This is a genomic window from Amycolatopsis sp. NPDC004625 (assembly GCF_040609695.1).
Classification (GTDB): domain Bacteria; phylum Actinomycetota; class Actinomycetes; order Mycobacteriales; family Pseudonocardiaceae; genus Amycolatopsis.
This window is the reverse complement of sequence record NZ_JBEXKX010000023.1, coordinates 124,797-145,320: the sequence shown is the minus strand read 5'-3', so window position 1 is coordinate 145,320 and position 20,524 is coordinate 124,797. Positions and strand designations below refer to the sequence as shown.

Sequence of the window (20,524 nt, the reverse complement as noted above, 5' to 3'; positions counted from 1 at the left end):
CGTGCCTTTGGACTCGACCGGCAAGATCTCATTCGACCACATCTACACCGCACCGGACCCGCGACCGTTCTTCACCACGCTTCGCCGCGTGCAGTACGGCATCCCGCAGCTGGCGAAGCCGTACTTCACGAAGCTGATCGGCCAGCACCCCGCCGAGCGCCCGACCGTGCTCGACATCGGCTGCTCGTACGGTGTCAACGCGGCCCTGCAGCGGTGCGACGCGACGATGGACGACCTCTACGCCCACTACACCGACCCGGCCGTGCGCGCGCTGGACCACGCGGCGCTGGTCGAGGCCGACCGCGAGCGCGTCCACCTCGGCGGGCCGCGGTTCCACGGCCTGGACAACTCGGCCCCGGCCCTCGAGTACGCCCTGTCCGCGGGTTTTCTCGACGAGGCGATCCACGCCGACTTCGAACGCGACGACCCCGACAGCACCCAGCAGAAGCTCCTCGACGACGTCGACCTCGTGATCTCGACCGGCTGCGTCGGGTACGTCACCGAGAAGACGCTGTCCCGGGTGGCGCGCGGTGCCCGGCCGTGGATGGCGCACTTCGTGCTGCGGATGTTCTCGTACGAGCCGATCGCCGAGAGCCTGGCCGAGCTCGGGTACGAGACCGAGGGCGTCGGCGGGGTGTTCCGGCAGCGGCAGTTCGCCTCCGCCGAGGAGCGGACGCAGATCCTGGACACGCTGAGCGCGGCCGGGGTCGACCCCACCGGCCTGGAGTCCGACGGGTGGCTCTACGCCCGGCTGTATGTTTCCCGTCCTGAAGGCTCGGTCCCCCTCGAACTCCCCGAAGAAGGATGAACGTGAGCAGTCCGGAATGGTCCACCCGCACCTTCGGCAACGAGGACCGGCTCCTCCGCGTCCCGCTCCCCACGCTGGCGGACAGCGGCCGCCGGTTCCTCGAGTGGTGCACCCCGCTGCTGACGGAGGACGAGCTGGCGGAGACCGAAGCGGCGCTCGCGGAGTTCCTGGCGGGTCCCGGGCCCGAGCTGCAGGCCCGGCTCGAGGAGTACGACCGCGCACCCGGCGTGCGCAGCTGGCTCGACACCTTCTGGCCGTACCGCTACCTCGGCCGCCGCGACCGGATCGCGCTCAACGCCAACTTCTTCTTCCTGTTCCAGGATTCCCCGCTGGGCCAGGTGGAACGCGCGGCCGAGCTGGCCGCGTCCGCCGTGGACTACAAGCTGAAGCTCGACGAGGAGCTCGTGCCGCCGGTGCTGCTGCGCGGCACGCCGCAGTCGATGGTGCAGCACAAGTTCCTGTTCTCGGCCACGCGCATCCCGGGCGAGGTGCTCGACACCGCGCGCACGCGGTTCCCGTCGCCCGAGCGGCACATCGTCGTGTTCTCGAAGGGCACGCCGTTCCGCTTGGACGTCCTCGCCGAGGACGGCCGCCCGTACTCGGCGGCGCAACTGGCCGACGCGCTGCGCGCGATCCTGAAGGACGACCACGTCCCCGACGTCCCGGCCGGCCCCTTCACGACGAAGGCGCGCGCGGAGTGGGCCGCTTCGCGGGCCGCGCTGGTCGAAGCGGGCAACGCCGCGGCGTTGGAGACCATCGAGACGGCGCTGTTCTGCCTGTGCCTGGACGACGTCACGCCGTCGGACGACCTCGAAGCCGGTGACCGGCTGCTGTACGGCGACAACCGCTGGTACGACAAGGCCGTGTCGCTGGTCGTCTTCGAGGACGGCAGCGCGGGCATCAACGTCGAGCACTGCGAACTCGACGGCACCACGATCCTCGGCTTCACCGACGCGCTGCTGAGCGGCTCGCGACCGTCACGGGAGACGGCCGGCGGCGTCCCGGGCTTCGAGGCGATCGAGTTCACGCTGACCGACGCCCTCCGCGAAGACGCGCGCGCGGCCGGAGCGGCCTTCAAGGCGTACGCGGACGCGACGGCGACGCAGACGGTGTCGTTCGACTTCGGCGCCAACCGGGCGAAGGAGCTCGGGATGTCGCCGGACGCCTTCGCGCAGATGGCGTACCAACTGGCCCACCGCCGTGCGAAGGGCCTGACGGGTGCGACGTACGAGTCGATCGCCACCCGGCAGTTCCAGAACGGCCGGACCGAGGCGATGCGGGTCGTGACGCCGGAAGTCGTGCGCTTCGCCGACGTCATGACCTCCGACGCCTCGGCGGCTGCGAAGCGCGAGGCGTTCCGTGCGGCCGCGGCGAAGCACGTGGCCCGGGCCAAGGAGTGCCAGGCGGGGGACGCGCCGGAGCAGCACCTGTGGGAGCTGCAGCTGATCGGGAAACGCCGTGGGGACACCGAAACCCCGGCGCTGTACTCGTCGCCGGGCTGGCTGAAGCTGCGCGACGACTACCTGAGCACCAGCTCGGCGCCGTCGGTCAACATCCGGTACTTCGGGTTCGGCTCGACGAGCCCGCAGTGCATCGGTGTCGCGTACGTGCTGCTGCCGGATCGGTGGAACATCTACCTGAGCACGCCGAAGCACGTTTCGGCGGAGATGTACCGCTTCGCCGACGAGCTTGCTGTTGCGGTGCGGGAGCTGCAGGAGCTACTGGCCGAGTAGGCGGCGCAGCCACGTCCGCCGGGCGGCCCTGGCCGCCCGGCTGACCCGCGCCGCCGGCGCCAGCGAGTCGAAGCCGTGGAAGGCGCCTGGCCACACGTGCAGCTCGGCGTCCCCGCCCGCCCGCCAGATCCGGCTCGCGTAGGCGATGACCTCGTCGCGGAACGTCTCGACCGCGCCGACGTCCAGGAACGTCGGCGGCAACCCGGAAAGGTCTTCGGCGCGGGCCGGCGCCGCGTAGGCCGGGACGTCTCCGGTGCCGCGGCGGTCGCCGAGGTAGGCCGTCCAGCCGACGGTGTTCGCCGTCCGGTCCCACAGGCCGTGGCCGTCGAGGTCGACGGCCGACGGCGTGTCGTTGCGGTCGTCGAGCATCGGGCAGGCGAGCAGCTGGCCCGCCAGGGCCGGGCCGCCGCGGTCGCGGACCAGCAGCGTCAACGCCGCGGCCAGCCCGCCGCCCGCGCTGACCCCGCCGACCACGAGCGGGCCCGCGCAGTTCTCGGCCGTCCACAGCAGACCGGCGTGGCAGTCCTCGAGCGCCGCCGGGTACGGGTGCTCGGGCGCGAGCCGGTACCCCGGCGAGACGATCGTCAGGTCCGGCTCGCCCGACCAGGCCAGCGCGTTCCGCGCGTCCTGGCCGAGGTGGCTGCCGGCGATCAGGCCGCCGCCGTGAACGTGGTAGAGGACACCCGCGCTCTCGGCCGGGCGCAGGACGAGCAACGGGAGCTCGCCCACGTGTTCCTCGGTGACCCGGTGCGCCGGGTACGCGGCGGCCAGCCGGTCGACCGGCCAGGCGTCCGCGGCGTTGAGCTCCCGGCGGCCCGGGATTTCGTCCAGGCGGGACAGCGACGGGCGAAGCGCGCGCAGCGCCTCGATGACCGGTGTCAGCTCAGGGTCGAACCGCGGCGGCGTCACGCCGTGGGGTCCGAAACCACCAGCACCAGCGAGCCCTCGAAACTCGGCTGCTCACGCAACTTCCCGTAACGGCGTTCCCACGTGCCGTCGTCCAGGTCGTGCTGCAGTTCCGCCGCGAAACGGTGGTGCACGCGGTCGTCGACGAAGCTCCACGCCGAGCACGACAGCCGGGCACCCGCGTCGAGCAGGCGCTCCGGGCGGGCGTAGTACGCCTCGTTGAAGCCGTCCGTGCAGTCGATCGGGACGGGGACGCCGATGACCGACGTGTGACCGCCGAGGCCGTCGGCGATGTCGTCGACCGACGGGTAGCGGCGGGCTTCGGTCTCGATCACCTCGGGTGCGTAGTCGAGCAGCCAGAACCGGCGCAGCCGCTCCGGGTCGCAGGTCAGGATGGCGACCGGGCCGCGGGTGACCCGGCGCAGCTCCTTGAGCCCGGCCCACAGGTCGTTCCACTGGTGGACGCTGAACGTGCTCATCGCGCCCTCGAACGCCCGGTCCGGGAACGGCAGCTTCTCCGCGACGGCGTCGACCGCCGGCGGCAGGCCCGGCGGCCGCTGCGCGCGCATCGACGCCGACGGTTCGACCGCCGTCACTTCCCGGTCTTCGGGTTCGTACGCGCCGGCGCCCGCGCCGACGTTCAGGACGGTTCGCGCGTCGCCCAGTGCGTCGAGGATGTACCGGCCGATGCGGGGATCCGGCTTGCGGTAGTCGGTGTAGACCCCGCCGATGGCGCCGTAGTCGGCGTCCCCGGCGCTCCCGTCCGCACGTCGCTGGCTCATGCCCAGAAAGTAGCAGCGGAACGGGGGTGCCCGGGCGTTGCTCCGCGGGGTGTAAGCGAACGCCGGGCATCCGGCGCAATCGTCAATTCCTGTCGCAAACTTGCGTAAGTTCGTCCATCTATTGCACTTTCTTGTCCGGGATTCGTATGATCCCCGTCACAGATGGTCCCCACCTGCTGCGGAAAGGCCAGTGCTGCCCATGTCTCCCAGCTCTGTGTTCAACGCGCCCGGATTCCGGTTCGGTGCTTTGGCCGCGGCCGTGGTCGCCGCGGCCGGCGTCACGATCGCCGCGGTACCGGCCGGCGCGCTCGCCGCCGCCCGCGGCGCGAGCGTGCCCTTCGTCGAACAGGAAGCCGAATCCGCCGCGACGAACGGCGCGGTCATCGGCCCGAACCGCGCGGCGGGCACCCTCGCCGGCGAAGCCTCCGGCCGGAAGGCGGTGACGCTCTCCGGCCCGGGCCAGTACGTCGAATTCACCCTCACCGCACCGGCGAACTCGATCGACTTCCGGTACAGCGTCCCGGATTCCGCCGCCGGCACGATCTCGCTCTACGTCGGCGGTGCCCACAACCGGGACGTCCCGCTGACGTCGAAGTGGGCCTGGTACTACGGCTCGTACCCGTTCACCAACAACCCCGGTGACGGGCACGCGCACCACTTCTACGACGAAACCCGGGCCCTGCTCGGCACGAGCTACCCGGCCGGCACGAAGATCAAGCTGCAGGTCGACGCCGGTGACGTCACGCCGGTCACCGTCGACCTCGCCGACTTCGAGCAGGTCGGCGCGGCCAACGCCCGGCCCGCGAATTCGGTGTCCGTCACCGATTACGGGGCCACCGCGGGTGACACGAGCGACGACGCCGCCGCGTTCGACGCCGCCGTGGCCGCCGCGAAGAGCCAGGGCAAGGAGGTCTGGATCCCGAGTGGCACTTTCACCCTCGGCCACCACATCACCGTCGACCAGGTGACGATCCGCGGCGCCGGACCGTGGTACTCGGTGCTGACCGGCCCGCGCGCCGGGATCTTCGGCAAGGGCGAACCGGCGAGCTGCGGCACGCCGACCTACCCCGGCAACCCCGCCGTGCCCGGCACGAGCAGCGCGGTGAAGCTCTACGACTTCGCGATCATCGGCCAGGTCGACGCCCGCGTCGACTGCGACCAGTCCAACGCCATCGGCGGCGCGCTGGGCGGCGGCTCGGTCGTGCAGAACCTGTGGCTGCAGCACACGAAGGTCGGCCTGTGGCTCGACGGGCCGTTCGACGGCCTCACCGTGTCCGGCAACCGGATCCTCGACCAGACCGCCGACGGGCTGAACCTGCACCAGGGCATCAGCAACGTCACGGTGACGAACAACTTCCTGCGCAACACCGGCGACGACGGCCTGGCGATGTGGTCCGAGCACGACGCCGACCACCACAACACGTTCTCCTTCAACACCGTGCTGCTGCCGATCCTCGCCAACAACATCGCGGTCTACGGCGGGCACGACAACACCGTGTCCGACAACGTGGTGGCCGACACCCAGGACCAGGGCGGCGGCCTCCACATCGCCAACCGGTTCAGCGCGGTGCCGCTGTCGGGCACCACGACGGTCGCGCGCAACACCGCGATCCGCACCGGCGTGCTCGACTCCAACTGGCAGTTCGGCGTCGGCGCGCTGTGGTTCGACGGCCGCGACTCGGCCATCACCGGCCGGATCGACGTCACCGACCTCGACCTGCAGGACAACAACTACGAAGCGATCCAGTTCATCGACAGCGCCACGACCGACGTGCACTTCACGAACGTCCGGATCACCGGCGCCGGCACGTTCGCCTGGCAGCTCCAGGCCAAGCCGACGGGATCGGTGAAGAACGTCGTCGCGACCGGGATCGGCCGGGCGGGCGTCTACAACTGCCTGGGCCCGGACGCGATGAGCGGCCTGGCCGACCAGGGCGGCAACTCCGGCTGGTCGACGACGTACTGCGGCTCGTGGCCGACGCCGGTGTACGGCTCGGACAACGGCGGCACGACGACCACGACCCCGCCGACCACCACGCCGACCCAGCCGTCCGGGAACCTGGCGCTGCACAAGAGCATCAGCGCGTCCGGGTCGCAGGGCGGGTTCCCGCCCGGCAACGCGGTCGACGGCGACGCGAACTCCTACTGGGAGAGCACGAACAACGCCTTCCCGCAGTCGCTGACCGTCGACTTCGGCAGCACGGTCAGCGTTTCGCGGCTGGTGCTGAAGCTGCCGCCGTCCCCGGCGTGGGGCACCCGCACGCAGACGATCTCGGTCGACGGCGTCAAGGCCGCCGCGGGCTACACGTTCACCCCCGCCTCCGGCAACACCGCGACGGTGACCTTCCCGGCGACGTCGGTGCGCACCCTGCGGCTCACCTTCACCGGCAACACCGGCTGGCCCGCCGGCCAGCTGTCCGAACTCGAAGCCTATTCCTCCTGAGAGGTGCTGACGATGTCCCGCATCCCGGCTCTGCTCGCCGTCGCGCTCGCCGCGTCCGGCCTGACCGTGCTGTCCGGCGCCACCCCGGCGGCCGCGGCCACCTGTCCCACCACCGCGTCCGGCGGCGCGAGCGTGCCGTTCCGGACCGTCGAAGCCGAGTGCTCGGCGACGAACGGCTCGGCCGTCGGCCCCGACCACACGCAGGCTTCGATCGCCTCGGAAGCCTCCGGTCGGCAGGCGGTCCGGCTCACCACCGGCCAGTACGTCGAGTTCACGCTGCCCGCGGCGGCCAATTCGATCAACGTCCACTACAACGTCCCGGACGGCTCGTCCGGCCGCCTCACCGTGCTCGTCAACGGGTCCAAGCTGGCCCTGCCGGTCACCGCCCGGTATTCCTATGTGGACACCGGCTGGATCCCGGGCGCGAAGACGCACCACTTCTTCGACGACGCCCGGCTGCTGCTGGGGCAGAACCTGGCCGCGGGCGCGAAGGTGCGCGTGCAGGCCGACTCCGGCGACGTCGGCCAGGCGACCATCGACCTCGCCGACTTCGAGCAGGTCGGCGGCGCGGGCGCGAAACCGGCGAACGCGTTGTCGGTGACCGACTACGGTGCCACGGCGAACGACTCGTCGGACGACTCGCAGGCGTTCCGCAACGCCCTTTCCGCCGCCCGTTCGCAGGGGCGTGAGGTGTGGGTCCCGCAGGGGCGGTTCGAAATCGGGTCGGCGCTGCAGATCGACCAGACGACCGTCCGGGGCGCGGGCCCGTGGTACACCGTGCTGCACGGCAACAACATCTTCAACAACGGCAGCGCGTCCGGGAACATCAAGCTGTACGACTTCGCCGTCTTCGGTGACGTGACCGAGCGCAACGACGGCAGCCCGGACAACGCGTTCCACGGCGTCCTGGGCACCGGTTCCGTCGTGTCCGGCCTGTGGATCCAGGACACGAAGTGCGGGCTGTGGCTGATGAACGGCGCTTCGTCGAACGTCACCATCGAGAACAACCGCATCCTCGACACCCAGGCCGACGGCGTCAACTTCGACGGCGCCGTCACGAATTCGACGCTGCGCAACAACTACCTGCGCAACAACGGCGACGACGGTCTCGCGCTGTGGTCCAACGGCCAGGCCGACTCGGGCAACACCCTCGCGAACAACACCGTCGTGCAGCCGAACCTGGCCAACGGCATCGCCCTCTACGGCGGTTCGAACAACACCGTGATCGGCAACCTCGTCCAGGACACCAACGCCCTCGGCGGCGGCTACCTGGTGGCGAACCGGTTCAACTCGGTGCCCCTGTCCGGCACCGTGACGCTGTCGAACAACACCGCGCTGCGGGCCGGGGCGCTCGACCCGAACTGGCAGTTCGGCGTCGGCGCGCTGTGGTTCGACGCCCGCGACCAGGCGATCACCGGCGTGACCGTCCGCGTCACCGGGTTCACCGCGATCCAGAGCCCGTACGAGGCCATCCAGTTCATCGACGGCAACGGCGCGGGCAAGCCGATCCAGGGCATCACGATCGACGGCGTCTCGGTGCAGGGTGCGGGCACGTTCGTGGCGCAGTCCCAGACCCAGGGGTCGGTGTCGATCAGCAACCTGACGGCGTCCGGTGTCGGCGTGACCGGGACGTACAACTGCCCCTACCCGGCGTCCATCCCGAAGATGACGTTCGGCGGCTCCGGCAACAGCGGCTGGACCGGCACCTGGAGCGACTGCTCGACCTGGCCCGCGCCGAACTCGGGCCCGCCGCAGCCGCCCACGTCCGGGAGCAACCTGGCGCGCGGCAAGGCGATCAGCGCGTCCGGGTCGCAGGGCGGGTTCCCGCCGTCGAACGCGAACGACGGGGACGCGAACTCCTACTGGGAGAGCACGAACAACGCCTTCCCGCAGACGCTGACGGTCGACCTCGGCGCGGCCGCGTCGATCAACAAGGTGACGCTGAGACTGCCGCCGTCCTCGGCGTGGGGCACGCGGACCCAGACGGTGACGATCTCCGCCGGCACCGACGGCGGCTCGTACTCGACGCTGGTGGGTTCGCGCGGCTACACGTTCGACCCGGCGTCCGGCAACACCGCGTCGGTGTCCTTCGCGGCGACGTCCCAGCGGTTCGTGCGGCTGACGTTCACCGGCAACACCGGCTGGCCCGCCGGCCAGGTGTCCGAATTCGAGGTGGCCGCGGCCTAGTGTGACGAAACCGCACGGCGGCTCGACGGTTCCGCACGGGAACCCTCGGGCCGCCGTGTGCTGCATTAGCATCGCCCCGGAGATCATCCCGGGGAGGACCAGTGCCGCGTCTGCTGCTCGTCGAGGACGACGAACCGCCGGCCGAGGCGCTTTCGCTGGCCCTCGGCGCGCTGGGCCACGACGTCGTCCACGCCCCCACCGGCGAGCACGCGCTCACCGCGCTGGGCGACGCCGAGTTCGTCCTGCTCGACGTCATGCTGCCCGGCATCGACGGCTTCGAGGTCTGCCGCCGCATCCGCGCCCGCAGCCGGCTGCCGATCGTGCTGCTGACCGCGCGCGGCGACCCGATCGACGTCGTCGCCGGGCTCGAATGCGGCGCCGACGACTACGTGGTCAAGCCGGCCGAGCCGCGGGTGCTCGACGCGCGGATCAAGGCGATCGGCCGCCGCGCGCGCCCGGCCGTGCCGGAGGCCGGGCTGCTGCGCGTCGGCGGGCTGGAGATCGACGCCGCCGCGATGAGCGTGACCCGGGACGGCGAAGAACTCGCGCTGACCGCCACCGAGATCCGGCTGCTCGTCGAGTTCGCCGAACACCCGAACCAGGTGCTCGGCCGCCAGGTGCTGCTCAAGCGCGTCTGGGACTACGGCTACGTCGGCGACTCGCGGATCGTCGACGCGGCGGTCGCGCGGCTGCGGGCGAAGGTCGAGGACGACCCGGCGAACCCGGTGCTGCTGCGAACGGTCCGCGGCCTCGGCTACCGGCTCGTGACGAAGTGAGGCTTCCCGCGATCAGCCTGCGGACGCGGATCGTCGCGGCGATCGTCGGGGTGACCACGACGGCAACGGCGGTGATGGCGTACTCCGCCTACCAGGTGCAGGCGGACGAGGCACAGGGCCGCTTCGCCTGGTCGGCCGTGCGCAGCGTGGCCGCCGACCGCCGGATCCTCCAGGAGTTTTCGAAGGTGGGCACCGCAGGGTGGCTCGACGACGTCCCCAACCGCCTGGGCCCCGTCCCGGACTGGGCGCTGGTGACCGAGCGCCCCGGCGGGACGGTCGAAGTCGTCCGGGCCGCCACCGGGTACGTCTCGCTCATCCCGGTGCCGGACAAGCTCACGGTGCTGCGGGCGGTGCGGGACGAGCTGTTCCCCCAGCGGCTGCCCGAGCAGCTCGGAAGCGCCTACGCGAGAGTGCCGCAGACCGGCCGGAAGGTGCTCGTGGTCAACGCGAACCTGTCGGTGCCGGGCTACCACCTCGTCCAGTTCCTGGACTTCAGCCGGTTCGACGACGACCTGACCACGTTGCGCTGGAAGCTCGTCCGCATCGCGCTCGGGGTGAGTGTGCTCGGCGCCGGTGTCGCGCTCCTGATCGGCCGCCGGATCCGCCGCCCGATCAAGGCGCTGTCCACGGCCGCCGACGCACTCGGCGCGGGCGAGCTCGAAACCCGTGTCCCGGTCAAGGGCCGGGACGAGGTCGCCGCCCTGGCCGTCTCCTTCAACACGATGGCCGCGCGGCTCGGCGAGTCCATCGACGAGCTGCACGCGAAGGACCGCCAGCAGCGGCGGTTCGTCGCCGACGTCGCCCACGACCTGCGGACGCCGCTGGCCTCGATGCTCGCCACCGTCGACAGCCTCGACCACGCCGAGCCCGCCACCCGCACCCGCGCCGCCGAGATCCTCGGCACCCAGACCCGGCGGCTGGCGAAGCTCGTCGAAGACCTCCTGGAGATCGCCCGGTTCGACGCCGGGAAGGCCGACCTGCGGGTGGTGCCGGTCGACCTCGCCGACCTGGTCCGCGACACCGCCGAGGTCACCGGCGTCGAGGCCGTCGTGAACTCCGCGGGTGACGTCACGGTCGTCGCGGACCCGCGGCGGGTGCACACCGTGGTGGCGAACCTGCTGAGCAACGCCGTGCGGCACGGCGCCGCGCCGGTCACGATCACCCTCGACGGCACCGGCGAAGACGTCGTCGTGCGCGTCGCCGACGCCGGGCCGGGGGTCCCGGAGGAGCTGCTGCCGATCCTGTTCGACCGGTTCACCCGCGGCGACCACGCGCGTCAGGCGACCGAGGGCAGCGGGCTGGGCCTGGCGATCGCGCGGGAGAACGTGCTGGCGCACGGCGGCTCGCTCGCGGTGCACAACGACGGCGGTGCCGTGTTCACGATCCGGCTTCCCCGGGGCAGCTGACCGGCGGTCAGCTCGCGCGGGTGCTGCCCGTCGAAGTACGGCAGGGGCAGGGAGGCGAGCAGCACCGCGCCGGCGAGCAGCGGGAGCGGACGCAGGGTCCGTACCGGGCTCAGCCACAGCACCACGGCGAAGTTGGCGACGAGCAGGAAGGCCCACCGCGCCCAGTCCCAGCCCGCGAAGGCGAGCAACGCGGGCGCCGCGACCGCCGCGACGGCGAGCGCGTCGAGGCGGTGCAGCAGGGCGCCGACCACGACCACGGCGAAGATCGGCGCCACACAAAGCAGCACCTCGGTGATCGAATACAGCTGCCAGCTCTGGCTCTGGGTGCGTTCGAACAGGGCCAGCGCGTCGGCTCGCGGGGTGAAGTCCGCGGTGGCCAGCGTGGACTTCAGCCGCGCGACCGCGCCCGGGCTCGACGCCGGGAGCGCGAGCACGGCGAGTTCCGCGACGACCGGCGTCACGAGCAGCAGCGCCGCGCGCCGCACCGGGAACCGCCGCAGCAGCACGACCGCGAAGACGGGCAGGACGGTGAGCGCGGCGATTTCGTGGGTGAACACCGCGGCCGTCAGCAGCCCGGACGCCACCGCGGGCCGGCGCGGCAGCTGTCGCAGGGCGGCGAACAGCAGCAGGTACAGGACCTGGTCGAAGTAGCCGACCTCGTGGAAGAGGAACCCGCCGGAGGGCAGCAGCAGCCAGCCGGCGATCAGCAGCTTCCGACCGGGGTGCCGGGCGCGGACGAAAGCGGTGGCCAGCACGCCCAGCAGGGCGAGGAGGACGGCGAACGCGGCGGCCGCGAACACCCAGTACGCGTACCCGGTCGCGACGGCGAACGGGTGGAGCAGGGTGCCGACGAGGAACCGGCGGTGGAAGCCGTCGGTCAACGAGACGGCTTCGAGCGTCACGGCCCAGTCGCCGGGCAGCCGGAACCCGCGGTAGGCGGCGAAGAGCAGGGCGAACGCGGCGAGCGCGGTCAGGCCGCGGGACGTCGTGGTGCGGTCGAGGGTGCTGGTCACGACGGCCAAGCTAGGAACGGGATGTACGCGCCCCGTGACCGTTGATCACCAGTTCTGCACCGGTGCCGCACGTCGTGCTTTTGCGCTGAGTTGCTGTAAAGTTTCGGCTATGACGCGTCGTCTTGCCGAAGTCGCCCGCCAGGTCGGGGTCAGCGAAGCCACGGTCAGCCGGGTGCTCAACGGCCGGTCCGGGGTGTCGGCCAGCACCCGCGCCGCCGTGCTGACCGCGCTGGACGTGATGGGGTACGAGCGGCCGACCCAGCTGCGGGGCGAGCGCGCCCGGCTGGTCGGGCTGGTGCTGCCGGAGCTGCAGAACCCGATCTTCCCGGCGCTGGCCGAGATCATGGGCAACGCCCTCGCCCAGCAGGGGTTCACGCCGGTGCTCTGCACGCGGACGGCGGGCGGGGTGTCGGAGGCGGAGTACGTCGAACTGCTGCTGCAGCAGCAGGTGTCGGGCGTGGTGTTCGCCGGCGGGCTGTACGCGCAGGCGGACGCGGTCCACTCGCACTACCACCACCTCGTCGAGCGGCGGCTGCCGACGGTGTTGATCAACGCGGCGGTCGACCACCTCGGCCTGCCCCAGGTCTCGTGCGACGACGCGGTGGCCGTCGAGCAGGTCGTCGGGCACCTGAGCTCGCTCGGGCACGAGAAGATCGGCCTGGTGCTCGGGCCGTCGGACCACGTGCCGTCGCAGCGCAAGCTCGAGGCGTTCCGGTCGTACGCGGCGAAGCTGGGCCTGCCGGTCCTGGACGAGCTGGTCGAGCACGGGATGTTCTCGATCGAAGGCGGCCACGCGGCAGCGGCCCGCCTGTACCCGCGAGGAGCGACGGCGGTGCTGTGCGCCAGCGACCTGCTGGCGCTGGGGGCGGTGCGGGCGGCGCGTCGGCAGGGGTTGTCGGTGCCGGAGGACATCTCGGTGGTCGGCTACGACGACTCGGCGTTGATGAACTGCACCGACCCGCCCCTGACGACGACCCGCCAGCCGATCGAGGCCATGGGGCGGGCAGTGGTGGAGCTGCTGGTGAAGCGGATCAACGGGGGTGAGGTGGCGGCGGAGGAGCTGCTGTTCGCGCCGGAGCTGGTGGTCCGGGGGTCCACCGCCCGCCTCATCCCCTGACCGTCCCTGCCCAACCGACCGTCCAGGTACGCGAACCGACCCTCCGGGTACGCGAGTCGTCCGTCTGGGTACGCGAGTCGGCCCGCTGGGTATGCGAGTCGACTTCCCCGTCACCGGCCTGGAGCACCTGGCCGGCGAACTCGCGTACCTGGACGGTCGGCTCGCGTACGTGGAGGGTCGGCTCGCGTGTCTGGGCGGTCGGCTCGCGTACGTGGAGGGTCGGCTCGCGTACGTGGGCGGTCGGCTTGTGGGGCGCGGTCGGGGCGTTGTGTGCCCCCCACCCCGAAGCCTGATTGTGACTACGGACGGTGGCGCCGCGTCAAGGCGGGAAAGATGCCTTGACCCGGCGCCACCGTCCGTGTTTTCGGCTTCGTATCGGGGTGGGGAGGGGGGTCTGGGCGGGTGCGTGCCGTGGTCTGGCGGCTGGCCGTTGGGATTCTCGGGGGCCGGGTGGGGCTGTTCGTAACTTGCAGATTCTCGTCTGGTTATTGCGCTGATCTGGTTTGCCACTTTAGAGTGACCGCAATCACGTGACAGCCGTCGCGACCCCGAGAAGAGGCTTGAGATGAGCAGTCCCTGGTCCCGATCCCCTGCCCGCCGGATGTTGTGCCTGGTTGCCGCCGGTGGTCTTGCCCTCACCGTTGCCGCCTGCGGAGATGGTGACTCCGCGGCTCAGGCCGGCGGCAAGGTCAAGATCACCGTCACCGGGCAGCCGCCGACCAGTCAGCCGTTCGAGCGCAGCGTCTTCGACGCCGACGTCAAGGAGTTCGAGGCGGCGCACCCGAACATCGACATCGATCCGCACGAAGGCTTCATGGACCCGAAGACCTTCTCCGCGAAGCTCGCCGGCGGGCAGCTCGAGGACGTCTACTACGTCTACTTCACCGATCCCGCGCAGATCATCGCGCGGCACCAGGCCGCCGACATCACGGAAGCCGCGAAGAGCGTTCCGCACATCAACGACATCAAGCCGGAACTACTGGACAACTTCCGCGACGCGAACGGCAAGCTCTACGGCCTGCCGACGATGAACTACACCATGGGCCTGCTCTACAGCCGCCCGCTGTTCCAGAAGGCCGGGCTCGACCCGGACAAGCCGCCGCAGACCTGGGACGAGGTCCGCGCCGACGCCAAGAAGATCGCCGCGCTCGGCAACGGCACCGTCGGGTACGCCGACTACAGCAAGAACAACCAGGGTGGCTGGCACCTGACCGGCTGGCTGTACTCGATGGGCGGCGACATCGCCCGCAAGGACGGCGACAAGTGGGTCGCCGACTTCGCCAACGAGAAGGGCAAACAAGCCCTCCAGTACCTGCACGACATGCGTTGGACCGACAACTCCATGGGCGCCAAGCAGCTCCTCGAAGCCCAGGACGTCCAGCGGATGATGGGCGCCGGCCAGCTCGGCATGTACATGGCCGCCCCCGACAACGTTCCCGTGCTCGTCAAGCAGTTCAACGGCAAGTACGAGGACTACGGCATCGCCGGCATGCCCGGCGGGCAGGGCACGCTGCTCGGCGGCGAGGGCTACATGGTCAACCCGAAGGCGTCGCCCGAAAAGATCAAGGCCGGCCTCGAGTGGATCCAGTGGAAGTACCTCAACCCGGACCGCTTCGAGAAGCACATCCAGCAGTACGTCGACGGCAAGCAGCCGGTCGGGCTGCCCGCCGAGCCGACTCCGGACGTCTGGACCGGTTCGGTGCGCGAGCAGCAGCTGGCCCTGAAGGCCAAGTACGCCAACGTTCCCGCGAAGAACTTCCAGTCCTACGTGGACACCACCAGCAAGATCAAGGGCAGCATCGAGCCGCCGAACGCGCAGCAGATCTACGCCGCGCTCGACAGCGTGATGCAGGCCGTGCTCACCGACCAGAACGCCAACCTCGACCAGCAGCTGTCGTCGGCGTCGTCGAAGGTCACCAGTGTCCTCGCCCAGGTCAAGTAGCCTGCTCGCCTGGCCCGCGGCGAAACCGTCGCGGGCCGGGCGCCCGGCCGCCGCCCAGGGCAACCGGACGAAGATCCGCCGCAGGCTCAAGGAGAACCTCACCGCGTACGGCCTGCTCTGCGCCGCGCTCGTGGTGTTCGCCCTGTTCTCCTGGTACCCGATCGTGCGCGGGGTGCTGCTGAGCTTCCAGCAGGTCGACTTCGTCAACGCGCCCACGTGGGTCGGCTTCGGCAACTTCGAGAAACTGTTCGCCGACCCGCTCTTCGGCGTCGCCTGGCGCAACACGCTGCTGTTCACCGGGCTCGCGCTCGTCTTCGGCTTCGCCGTCCCGTTCCTCACCGCGGTGCTGCTGAACGAACTCCGCCACGCCAAGGCGTTCTTCCGGCTCGCCGTCTACCTGCCGGTGATGCTGCCGCCGGTCGTGACGGCGCTGATGTGGAAGTGGTTCTACGACCCGGGTCCCGGCCTGTTCAACTCGGCGCTCGGCGCGGTCGGCCTGCCCGGCGGCCAGTGGCTGGATTCGTCCACGACGTCGATGCTGAGCCTGGTCTTCGTCTCGACTTGGGCCAACATGGGCAGCACCACGCTCATCTACCTCGCCGCCCTCGGCACGATCCCCGGCGAGCTCTACGAAGCCGCCGAGCTCGACGGCGCCGGCCTGGGGAAACGCCTGCGGCACGTGACGTTCCCGCAGACGAAGTTCGTCCTGCTGGTGCTGCTCCTGCTGCAGGTCGTCGCGACCATGCAGGTGTTCACCGAGCCGTACGTGATGACCGGCGGCGGCCCGGACGACTCGACGGTGACCGTGCTCCTGCTCCTCTACCGCTACGCCTTCGTCTACAACGACTTCGGCGCGGCGAGCGCGATGAGCCTGCTGCTGTTCGTGGCGCTCGGCGTGTTCTCGGCGTGGTACGTCCGGCTGACGCGGAAGGCGGACCAGTCATGAGAACCCTCGTCTCCCCCGGCGCGCTGCGCAGCCCGCGCGGCAAGCTGGTCTACGGCGTCGTCTTCGCCGGCACGCTCGCCGTCTTCGTCCTGGCCTTCATGTTCCCGCTCTACTGGGTCGTCACCGGTGCGCTGAAGTCGCCGCAGGAACTGGCCCAGACGCCGGCGACGCTCGTCCCGCACGAGTGGCACCCGGAAACCTTCGCCAACGCCTGGAACCAGCTCAGCCTGGGCAAGTACTTCCTCAACACGCTGATCGTCGCGGGTGGCGCGTGGCTGGCGCAGCTGGCCATCGACGTCCCGGCCGCGTTCGCGCTGTCGAAGCTGCGGCCCAAGTTCGGCAACGTCGTGCTCGGGCTGATGCTGGCCACGCTGATGCTGCCGGCCACGGCGCTGCTCGTCCCGACGTACGTGACGGTGACGGACCTGCCGCTGCTGCACCTCAACCTGATCAACTCGCCGGCCGCGGTCTGGCTGCCCGCGGCGGCGAACGCGTTCAACATCTACCTGCTGAAGCGGTTCTTCGACCAGATCCCGGACGAGCTGGTCGAAGCGGCGCGCATCGACGGCGCCGGGCCGGTGCGCACGCTCTGGAAGATCATCCTGCCGATTTCGCGGCCGATCCTGGCCGTGGTGTCGATCCTCGCGGTGGTCGCCGCGTGGAAGGACTTCATCTGGCCGCTGCTGGTGTTCCCGGACACCGAAAAGCAGACGCTCTCGGTGATGCTGCAGCGGGTGGCGATCGACATGCCGCTCAACGTGCTCGTCGCCGGGATGGTGCTGGCCAGCCTGCCGATGGTGGCGCTGTTCCTCGCCTTCCAGCGGCAGATCCTCGCCGGGCTGACCGCCGGCAGCCTCAAGGGCTGAGTTTTCCCGAACACGACCAGGAGGGGCACTTTCGTGACCGACAAGACCGGCTGGTGGCGGAGCGCGGCGATCTACCAGGTGTACATCCGCAGCTTCGCGGACGGCAACGGCGACGGCGTCGGCGACCTCGCCGGCGTCCGCGCCCGGCTGGACCACCTGGCCGACCTGGGGATCGACGCGATCTGGTTCACCCCGTGGTACCCGTCCCCGATGGACGACGGCGGCTACGACGTCGCCGACTTCCGCGACATCGAGCCGCTGTTCGGCACCCTCGCCGAGGCGGAGGACCTGATCGCCGAGGCCCACGCGCGGGACATCCGGGTGATCATCGACATCGTGCCCAACCACTGCTCCGACGAGCACCGCTGGTTCCAGGCCGCGCTCGAGGCGGGCCCGGGTTCGCCGGAGCGGCAGCGGTTCTGGTTCCGTCCCGGCCGCGGCCCGGACGGGGCCGAGCCGCCGAACAACTGGAAGTCCCGGTTCGGCGGGTCCGCGTGGACGCGCGCGGGAGACGGCGAGTGGTACCTGCACCTCTACAGCTCGCGGCAGCCCGACTTCAACTGGGACAACCCGGAGATCCGCACCGAGTTCGAGGACGTGCTGCGGTTCTGGTTCGACCGCGGGGTGGACGGCTTCCGCATCGACGTCGCCGACGGCCTGGTCAAGGACCCGCACCTGCCCGACGTCGACGACGGCGACGAGACGCCGTTCTCCGACCAGGAAGGGCTGCACGAGATCTACCGGTCGTGGCGCAAGATCGCCGACAGCTACGGCGGCGAGCGCGTGCTCGTCGGCGAGATGTGGCTGCCGGACATGTCGCGGGCCGCGCGTTACCTGCGCCGCGACGAGCTGCACTCGGCGTTCAACTTCGACTTCCTGGTCTGCCCGTGGGATTCCGCGCGTTTCCGGGACGTCATCACGCGCACGCTGCGCGCGCACGACGAGGTCGGCGCCCCGGCGGCGTGGGTGCTGTCGAACCACGACGTCACCCGGCACGTCACGCGTTACGGACGGCAGGGCGACACGGGTTTCTCGTTCGCGAACCGGCTGCACGAACGGCCGGTCGACCGCGAGCTCGGCACCCGGCGCGCGCGGGCGGCGGCGCTGCTGACGCTGGCCCTGCCCGGCGGGCTGTACGTCTACCAGGGCGAGGAGCTGGGGCTCTGGGAGGTCCTGGACATCCCGGACGAGCTGCGCCAGGACCCGGTCTGGGCCCGGACGAACGGCACCGACCCGGGCCGCGACGGCTGCCGCGTCCCGATCCCGTGGTCCGGCGACGAGCCGCCGTTCGGGTTCGGCAGCGGCGGGACCTGGCTGCCGCAGCCGGCGTCCTGGCGCGACTACACGGCCGAAGCGGAGGCAGCGGACCCGGCGTCGATGCTGTCGTTGTACCGCGACGGCCTGCGGATCCGGCGGTCGCTGCCCGCCGGCTCGCTGGAGTGGCTGCCGCTCGGCGAGGAGGTACTGGCGTTCCGGATCGGGCCGGGGTTCACGTTCGCGCTGAACTTCTCGGCCGCGCCGGTGCCGGTGCCCGCCGGAGAAGTCCTGCTGGCCAGCGGACCGGTCGACGGCGAGCTGCCGACGGACACCGCGGTCTGGTTGCGCTCCTGAAGACACCGGAGGCCGTCGCCGGCCCGGCGGCGGCCTCCGGAATCCACCGGCCCGGGCCGCGGGCATAAGGTCGGGTGGTGTCCCTGGTCGTTCCCGACGAGAGTTACCACGAGTCGTTCGTTGCCGCGGTGCGCGAGTTCCACGAAGAGGGCGAGTCCCTCGACGTCCGGCTGGCCGACGTCGCCGAGCCGGCGGCGTTCCGCGATTGGCTCGAGCACCTGCGCTGGGCCGGCCTGGTGGGGGCGGCCGCCAGTGTGCGGGACCGGACACCCCACCGCATCTACTGGTGGGTCCAAGACGGGCGGTTCCTCGGCCGGGCCCGGCTCAACCTCCGGCTCACCCCGGAGCTGGCGGAGTTCGGCGGCCACATCGGCTACGAAATCCGCCCCACCGCGCGCGGCCGGGGCCACGCGACGGCGTTGCTGCGGGCGGTGCTGACCACCGCGCAGGACGCGGGCCTCGACCGCGCCCTGCTGACCTGCGCGCCGGACAACCTCGCCTCCCGCCGCGTCATCGAGCGCAACGGCGGTGTCCCCGACGGCACCAGCCAGGCCGGGCGTCTGCGTTACTGGTGCCCTACTTCGTGAGCTTCAGGATGTCGACGCCGCGGGTGTTGTCGGCCACGTACACGTACTTCCCGTGCCAGTACGGTGCCCACGCGCTCGCGTCGCCCGGGCGGTAGTAGGCGATCTGGCGCGGGTTCGTCGGGTCGCTGACGTCGAGGAACCGGGTGCCCTGCGCGTAGAACGACTGGACCAGGATCTTGCCGCGGACGTCGAAGTAGTGCGCGGAGCAGTCGTCGGAGGCCGGGTCGCTGCCCTCCTGGCCGTTGACGCCCCAGGTGCCGACGCTCTGCAGGCGGAACGGCTTTTCCGGCGTCGAGCGCCAGCCTTCGCCGTGGTAGGAGCCGGCCAGCGACGAGATCGTCAGGACGCCGTCGCCCGCGCAGCCGTCGACGAAGTTCTCCTCCGTCGCGTAGATCAGGTCCTGGCCGCGCCAGGCGCCGTCACCGACGCGGTGGCCGGCCGGGTGGAAGCTGTTGTGCATGAACCGCGACGGCGCCGCGGTCTCGGCGATGCCGCCGCCCGCGTACGGGACCGGCTCGTGCGCGGTCGCGCGGCGGACCCTGTCCGTCAGCGGGTCGCGGTGGATCCCGGACGTCCAGTAGCCGCGGACGCCGCCGCGGCCGGACACCCAGGCCACGCCGTTGTCGTCCACCTGGACGTCGTGCACGTAGTCGGTCTTGCCGTCGTTGCGGGCCAGCTCGATCGGCTGCGGGTCGACCTTGGGGTGCTTCGGGTCGCGGATGTCGGTGACCCAGATCGGGCGGCCGCCCCAGTCGGCCGGCTGGTCGTCGGCCTTCGCCGGGCCGCCCGTCCAGAGGTAGCGGCAGCCGTCGACGCAGCTGGTGGTGTGGCCGGCCGGCACCTTCACGTAGCTGAGGATCGCCGGGGCCTCGAGCTTCGAGACGTCGACGACGTAGATGCCGGACTCGCCGGTGTGCGTGGTGCCGCCGTACGCGCGCGGGTCGCGGGAGAGGAACACCAGCTTCCGGTTCTGGTCGACCTCGGTGTCCTCGGTCTCCCACAGGCCCGGCAGGCTGACCTGCCCGACCAGCTTCGGCGCGGCCGGATCCTTCGTCAGGTCGTAGACCTTCAGCCCGAACTCGCCGGACACGACCATGACGTCGCGGCGGCCGTAGTCGAGGAAGTTGATCGAGATGGCGCCGGCGGCGTCGGGGACGTTGCCGACGGCCTTGACGTTCTTGATCGCCCCCGGGTCGCCGGGCGTCCGGGCGGCCGGGACCGCGGGTTTGTCGTCCTCGCCGCAGGCCGCGGCCGGGAGCCCGGTCGCGACCAGCGTGGCGCTGACGGTGACGGCGGCGAAGCACGACCGCAACCAGGTGCGCACGCGAAACCTCCCAGAACGCTCCGAGCGGGACCAATCGAACGGTACGACGGAGATCAACCGGACACAACCGTCTTTCG

General features: G+C 71.0%; 15 protein-coding genes. 12 read left to right on the top strand and 3 right to left on the bottom strand.

Annotated features, from left to right (window positions below):
- The first annotated feature begins 1 nt into the window (after nt 1).
- Together ABZW17_RS25775 and ABZW17_RS25770 are read left to right on the top strand one after the other, a co-directional pair.
- Entirely contained in the window at nt 2-808 is an 807-nt protein-coding gene (locus ABZW17_RS25775) for a class I SAM-dependent methyltransferase (protein WP_354819167.1), read from the top strand.
- Nucleotides 805-2,541: a choline/carnitine O-acyltransferase gene (locus ABZW17_RS25770; RefSeq protein WP_354819164.1), complete on the top strand. Its 1,737-nt coding sequence runs from the start codon at nt 805-807 to the stop codon at nt 2,539-2,541. The genes ABZW17_RS25775 and ABZW17_RS25770 overlap by 4 nt, the downstream gene beginning before the upstream one ends.
- Here ABZW17_RS25770 and ABZW17_RS25765 read toward each other — a convergent pair.
- The gene (locus tag ABZW17_RS25765) at nt 2,527-3,450 is read right to left on the bottom strand and encodes an alpha/beta hydrolase fold domain-containing protein (RefSeq protein ID WP_354819161.1); all 924 of its coding nucleotides are present in this window, start codon (nt 3,448-3,450) and stop codon (nt 2,527-2,529) included. The genes ABZW17_RS25770 and ABZW17_RS25765 overlap by 15 nt on opposite strands.
- A complete protein-coding gene (locus tag ABZW17_RS25760) occupies nt 3,447-4,229 on the bottom strand; it encodes a methyltransferase domain-containing protein (protein ID WP_354819158.1) in 783 nt (260 codons plus the stop codon). Before ABZW17_RS25760 ends, ABZW17_RS25765 begins: the two co-directional genes overlap by 4 nt.
- Nucleotides 4,230-4,428: 199 nt before the next feature.
- Between ABZW17_RS25760 and ABZW17_RS25755 the strand changes: the two genes are divergently transcribed.
- The 10 genes from ABZW17_RS25755 to ABZW17_RS25710 all read left to right on the top strand — a co-directional run bounded on the left by ABZW17_RS25755 (nt 4,429) and on the right by ABZW17_RS25710 (nt 19,123).
- On the top strand, nt 4,429-6,672 hold the full coding sequence (locus ABZW17_RS25755) for a discoidin domain-containing protein (protein WP_354819155.1): 2,244 nt from the start codon (nt 4,429-4,431) through the stop codon (nt 6,670-6,672).
- Nucleotides 6,673-6,684: 12 nt separating this feature from the next.
- Nucleotides 6,685-8,859: a discoidin domain-containing protein gene (locus ABZW17_RS25750; protein WP_354819152.1), complete on the top strand. Its 2,175-nt coding sequence runs from the start codon at nt 6,685-6,687 to the stop codon at nt 8,857-8,859.
- Nucleotides 8,860-8,960: 101 nt separating this feature from the next.
- Entirely contained in the window at nt 8,961-9,635 is a 675-nt protein-coding gene (locus ABZW17_RS25745; RefSeq protein ID WP_354819149.1) for a response regulator transcription factor, read from the top strand.
- A complete protein-coding gene (locus tag ABZW17_RS25740) occupies nt 9,632-11,041 on the top strand; it encodes a HAMP domain-containing sensor histidine kinase (RefSeq protein ID WP_354819146.1) in 1,410 nt (469 codons plus the stop codon). Before ABZW17_RS25745 ends, ABZW17_RS25740 begins: the two co-directional genes overlap by 4 nt.
- 1,122 nt (nt 11,042-12,163) lie before the next feature.
- Nucleotides 12,164-13,171 carry a LacI family DNA-binding transcriptional regulator gene (locus tag ABZW17_RS25735; protein WP_354819143.1) on the top strand — a complete coding sequence of 336 codons (1,008 nt, stop codon included), beginning with the start codon at nt 12,164-12,166 and terminating at the stop codon, nt 13,169-13,171.
- Between the two features lie 565 nt (nt 13,172-13,736).
- Nucleotides 13,737-15,113, top strand: coding sequence for an extracellular solute-binding protein (locus ABZW17_RS25730; RefSeq protein ID WP_354819140.1), 1,377 nt, complete (start codon nt 13,737-13,739; stop codon nt 15,111-15,113).
- Nucleotides 15,091-16,059 carry a sugar ABC transporter permease gene (locus ABZW17_RS25725; RefSeq protein ID WP_354819137.1) on the top strand — a complete coding sequence of 323 codons (969 nt, stop codon included), beginning with the start codon at nt 15,091-15,093 and terminating at the stop codon, nt 16,057-16,059. Before ABZW17_RS25730 ends, ABZW17_RS25725 begins: the two co-directional genes overlap by 23 nt.
- The gene (locus ABZW17_RS25720; protein ID WP_354819134.1) at nt 16,056-16,925 is read left to right on the top strand and encodes a carbohydrate ABC transporter permease; all 870 of its coding nucleotides are present in this window, start codon (nt 16,056-16,058) and stop codon (nt 16,923-16,925) included. Before ABZW17_RS25725 ends, ABZW17_RS25720 begins: the two co-directional genes overlap by 4 nt.
- A 33-nt stretch (nt 16,926-16,958) precedes the next feature.
- Nucleotides 16,959-18,536, top strand: coding sequence for a glycoside hydrolase family 13 protein (locus ABZW17_RS25715; protein WP_354819131.1), 1,578 nt, complete (start codon nt 16,959-16,961; stop codon nt 18,534-18,536).
- A 77-nt stretch (nt 18,537-18,613) separates the two neighbouring features.
- Complete coding sequence (locus tag ABZW17_RS25710) at nt 18,614-19,123, top strand: GNAT family N-acetyltransferase (RefSeq protein ID WP_354819128.1); 510 nt, start codon at nt 18,614-18,616, stop codon at nt 19,121-19,123.
- On the opposite strand, the gene ABZW17_RS25705 is transcribed toward ABZW17_RS25710, so the two are convergent.
- Complete coding sequence (locus ABZW17_RS25705; RefSeq protein WP_354819125.1) at nt 19,113-20,447, bottom strand: hypothetical protein; 1,335 nt, start codon at nt 20,445-20,447, stop codon at nt 19,113-19,115. The genes ABZW17_RS25710 and ABZW17_RS25705 overlap by 11 nt on opposite strands.
- Nucleotides 20,448-20,524: the final 77 nt, after the last annotated feature.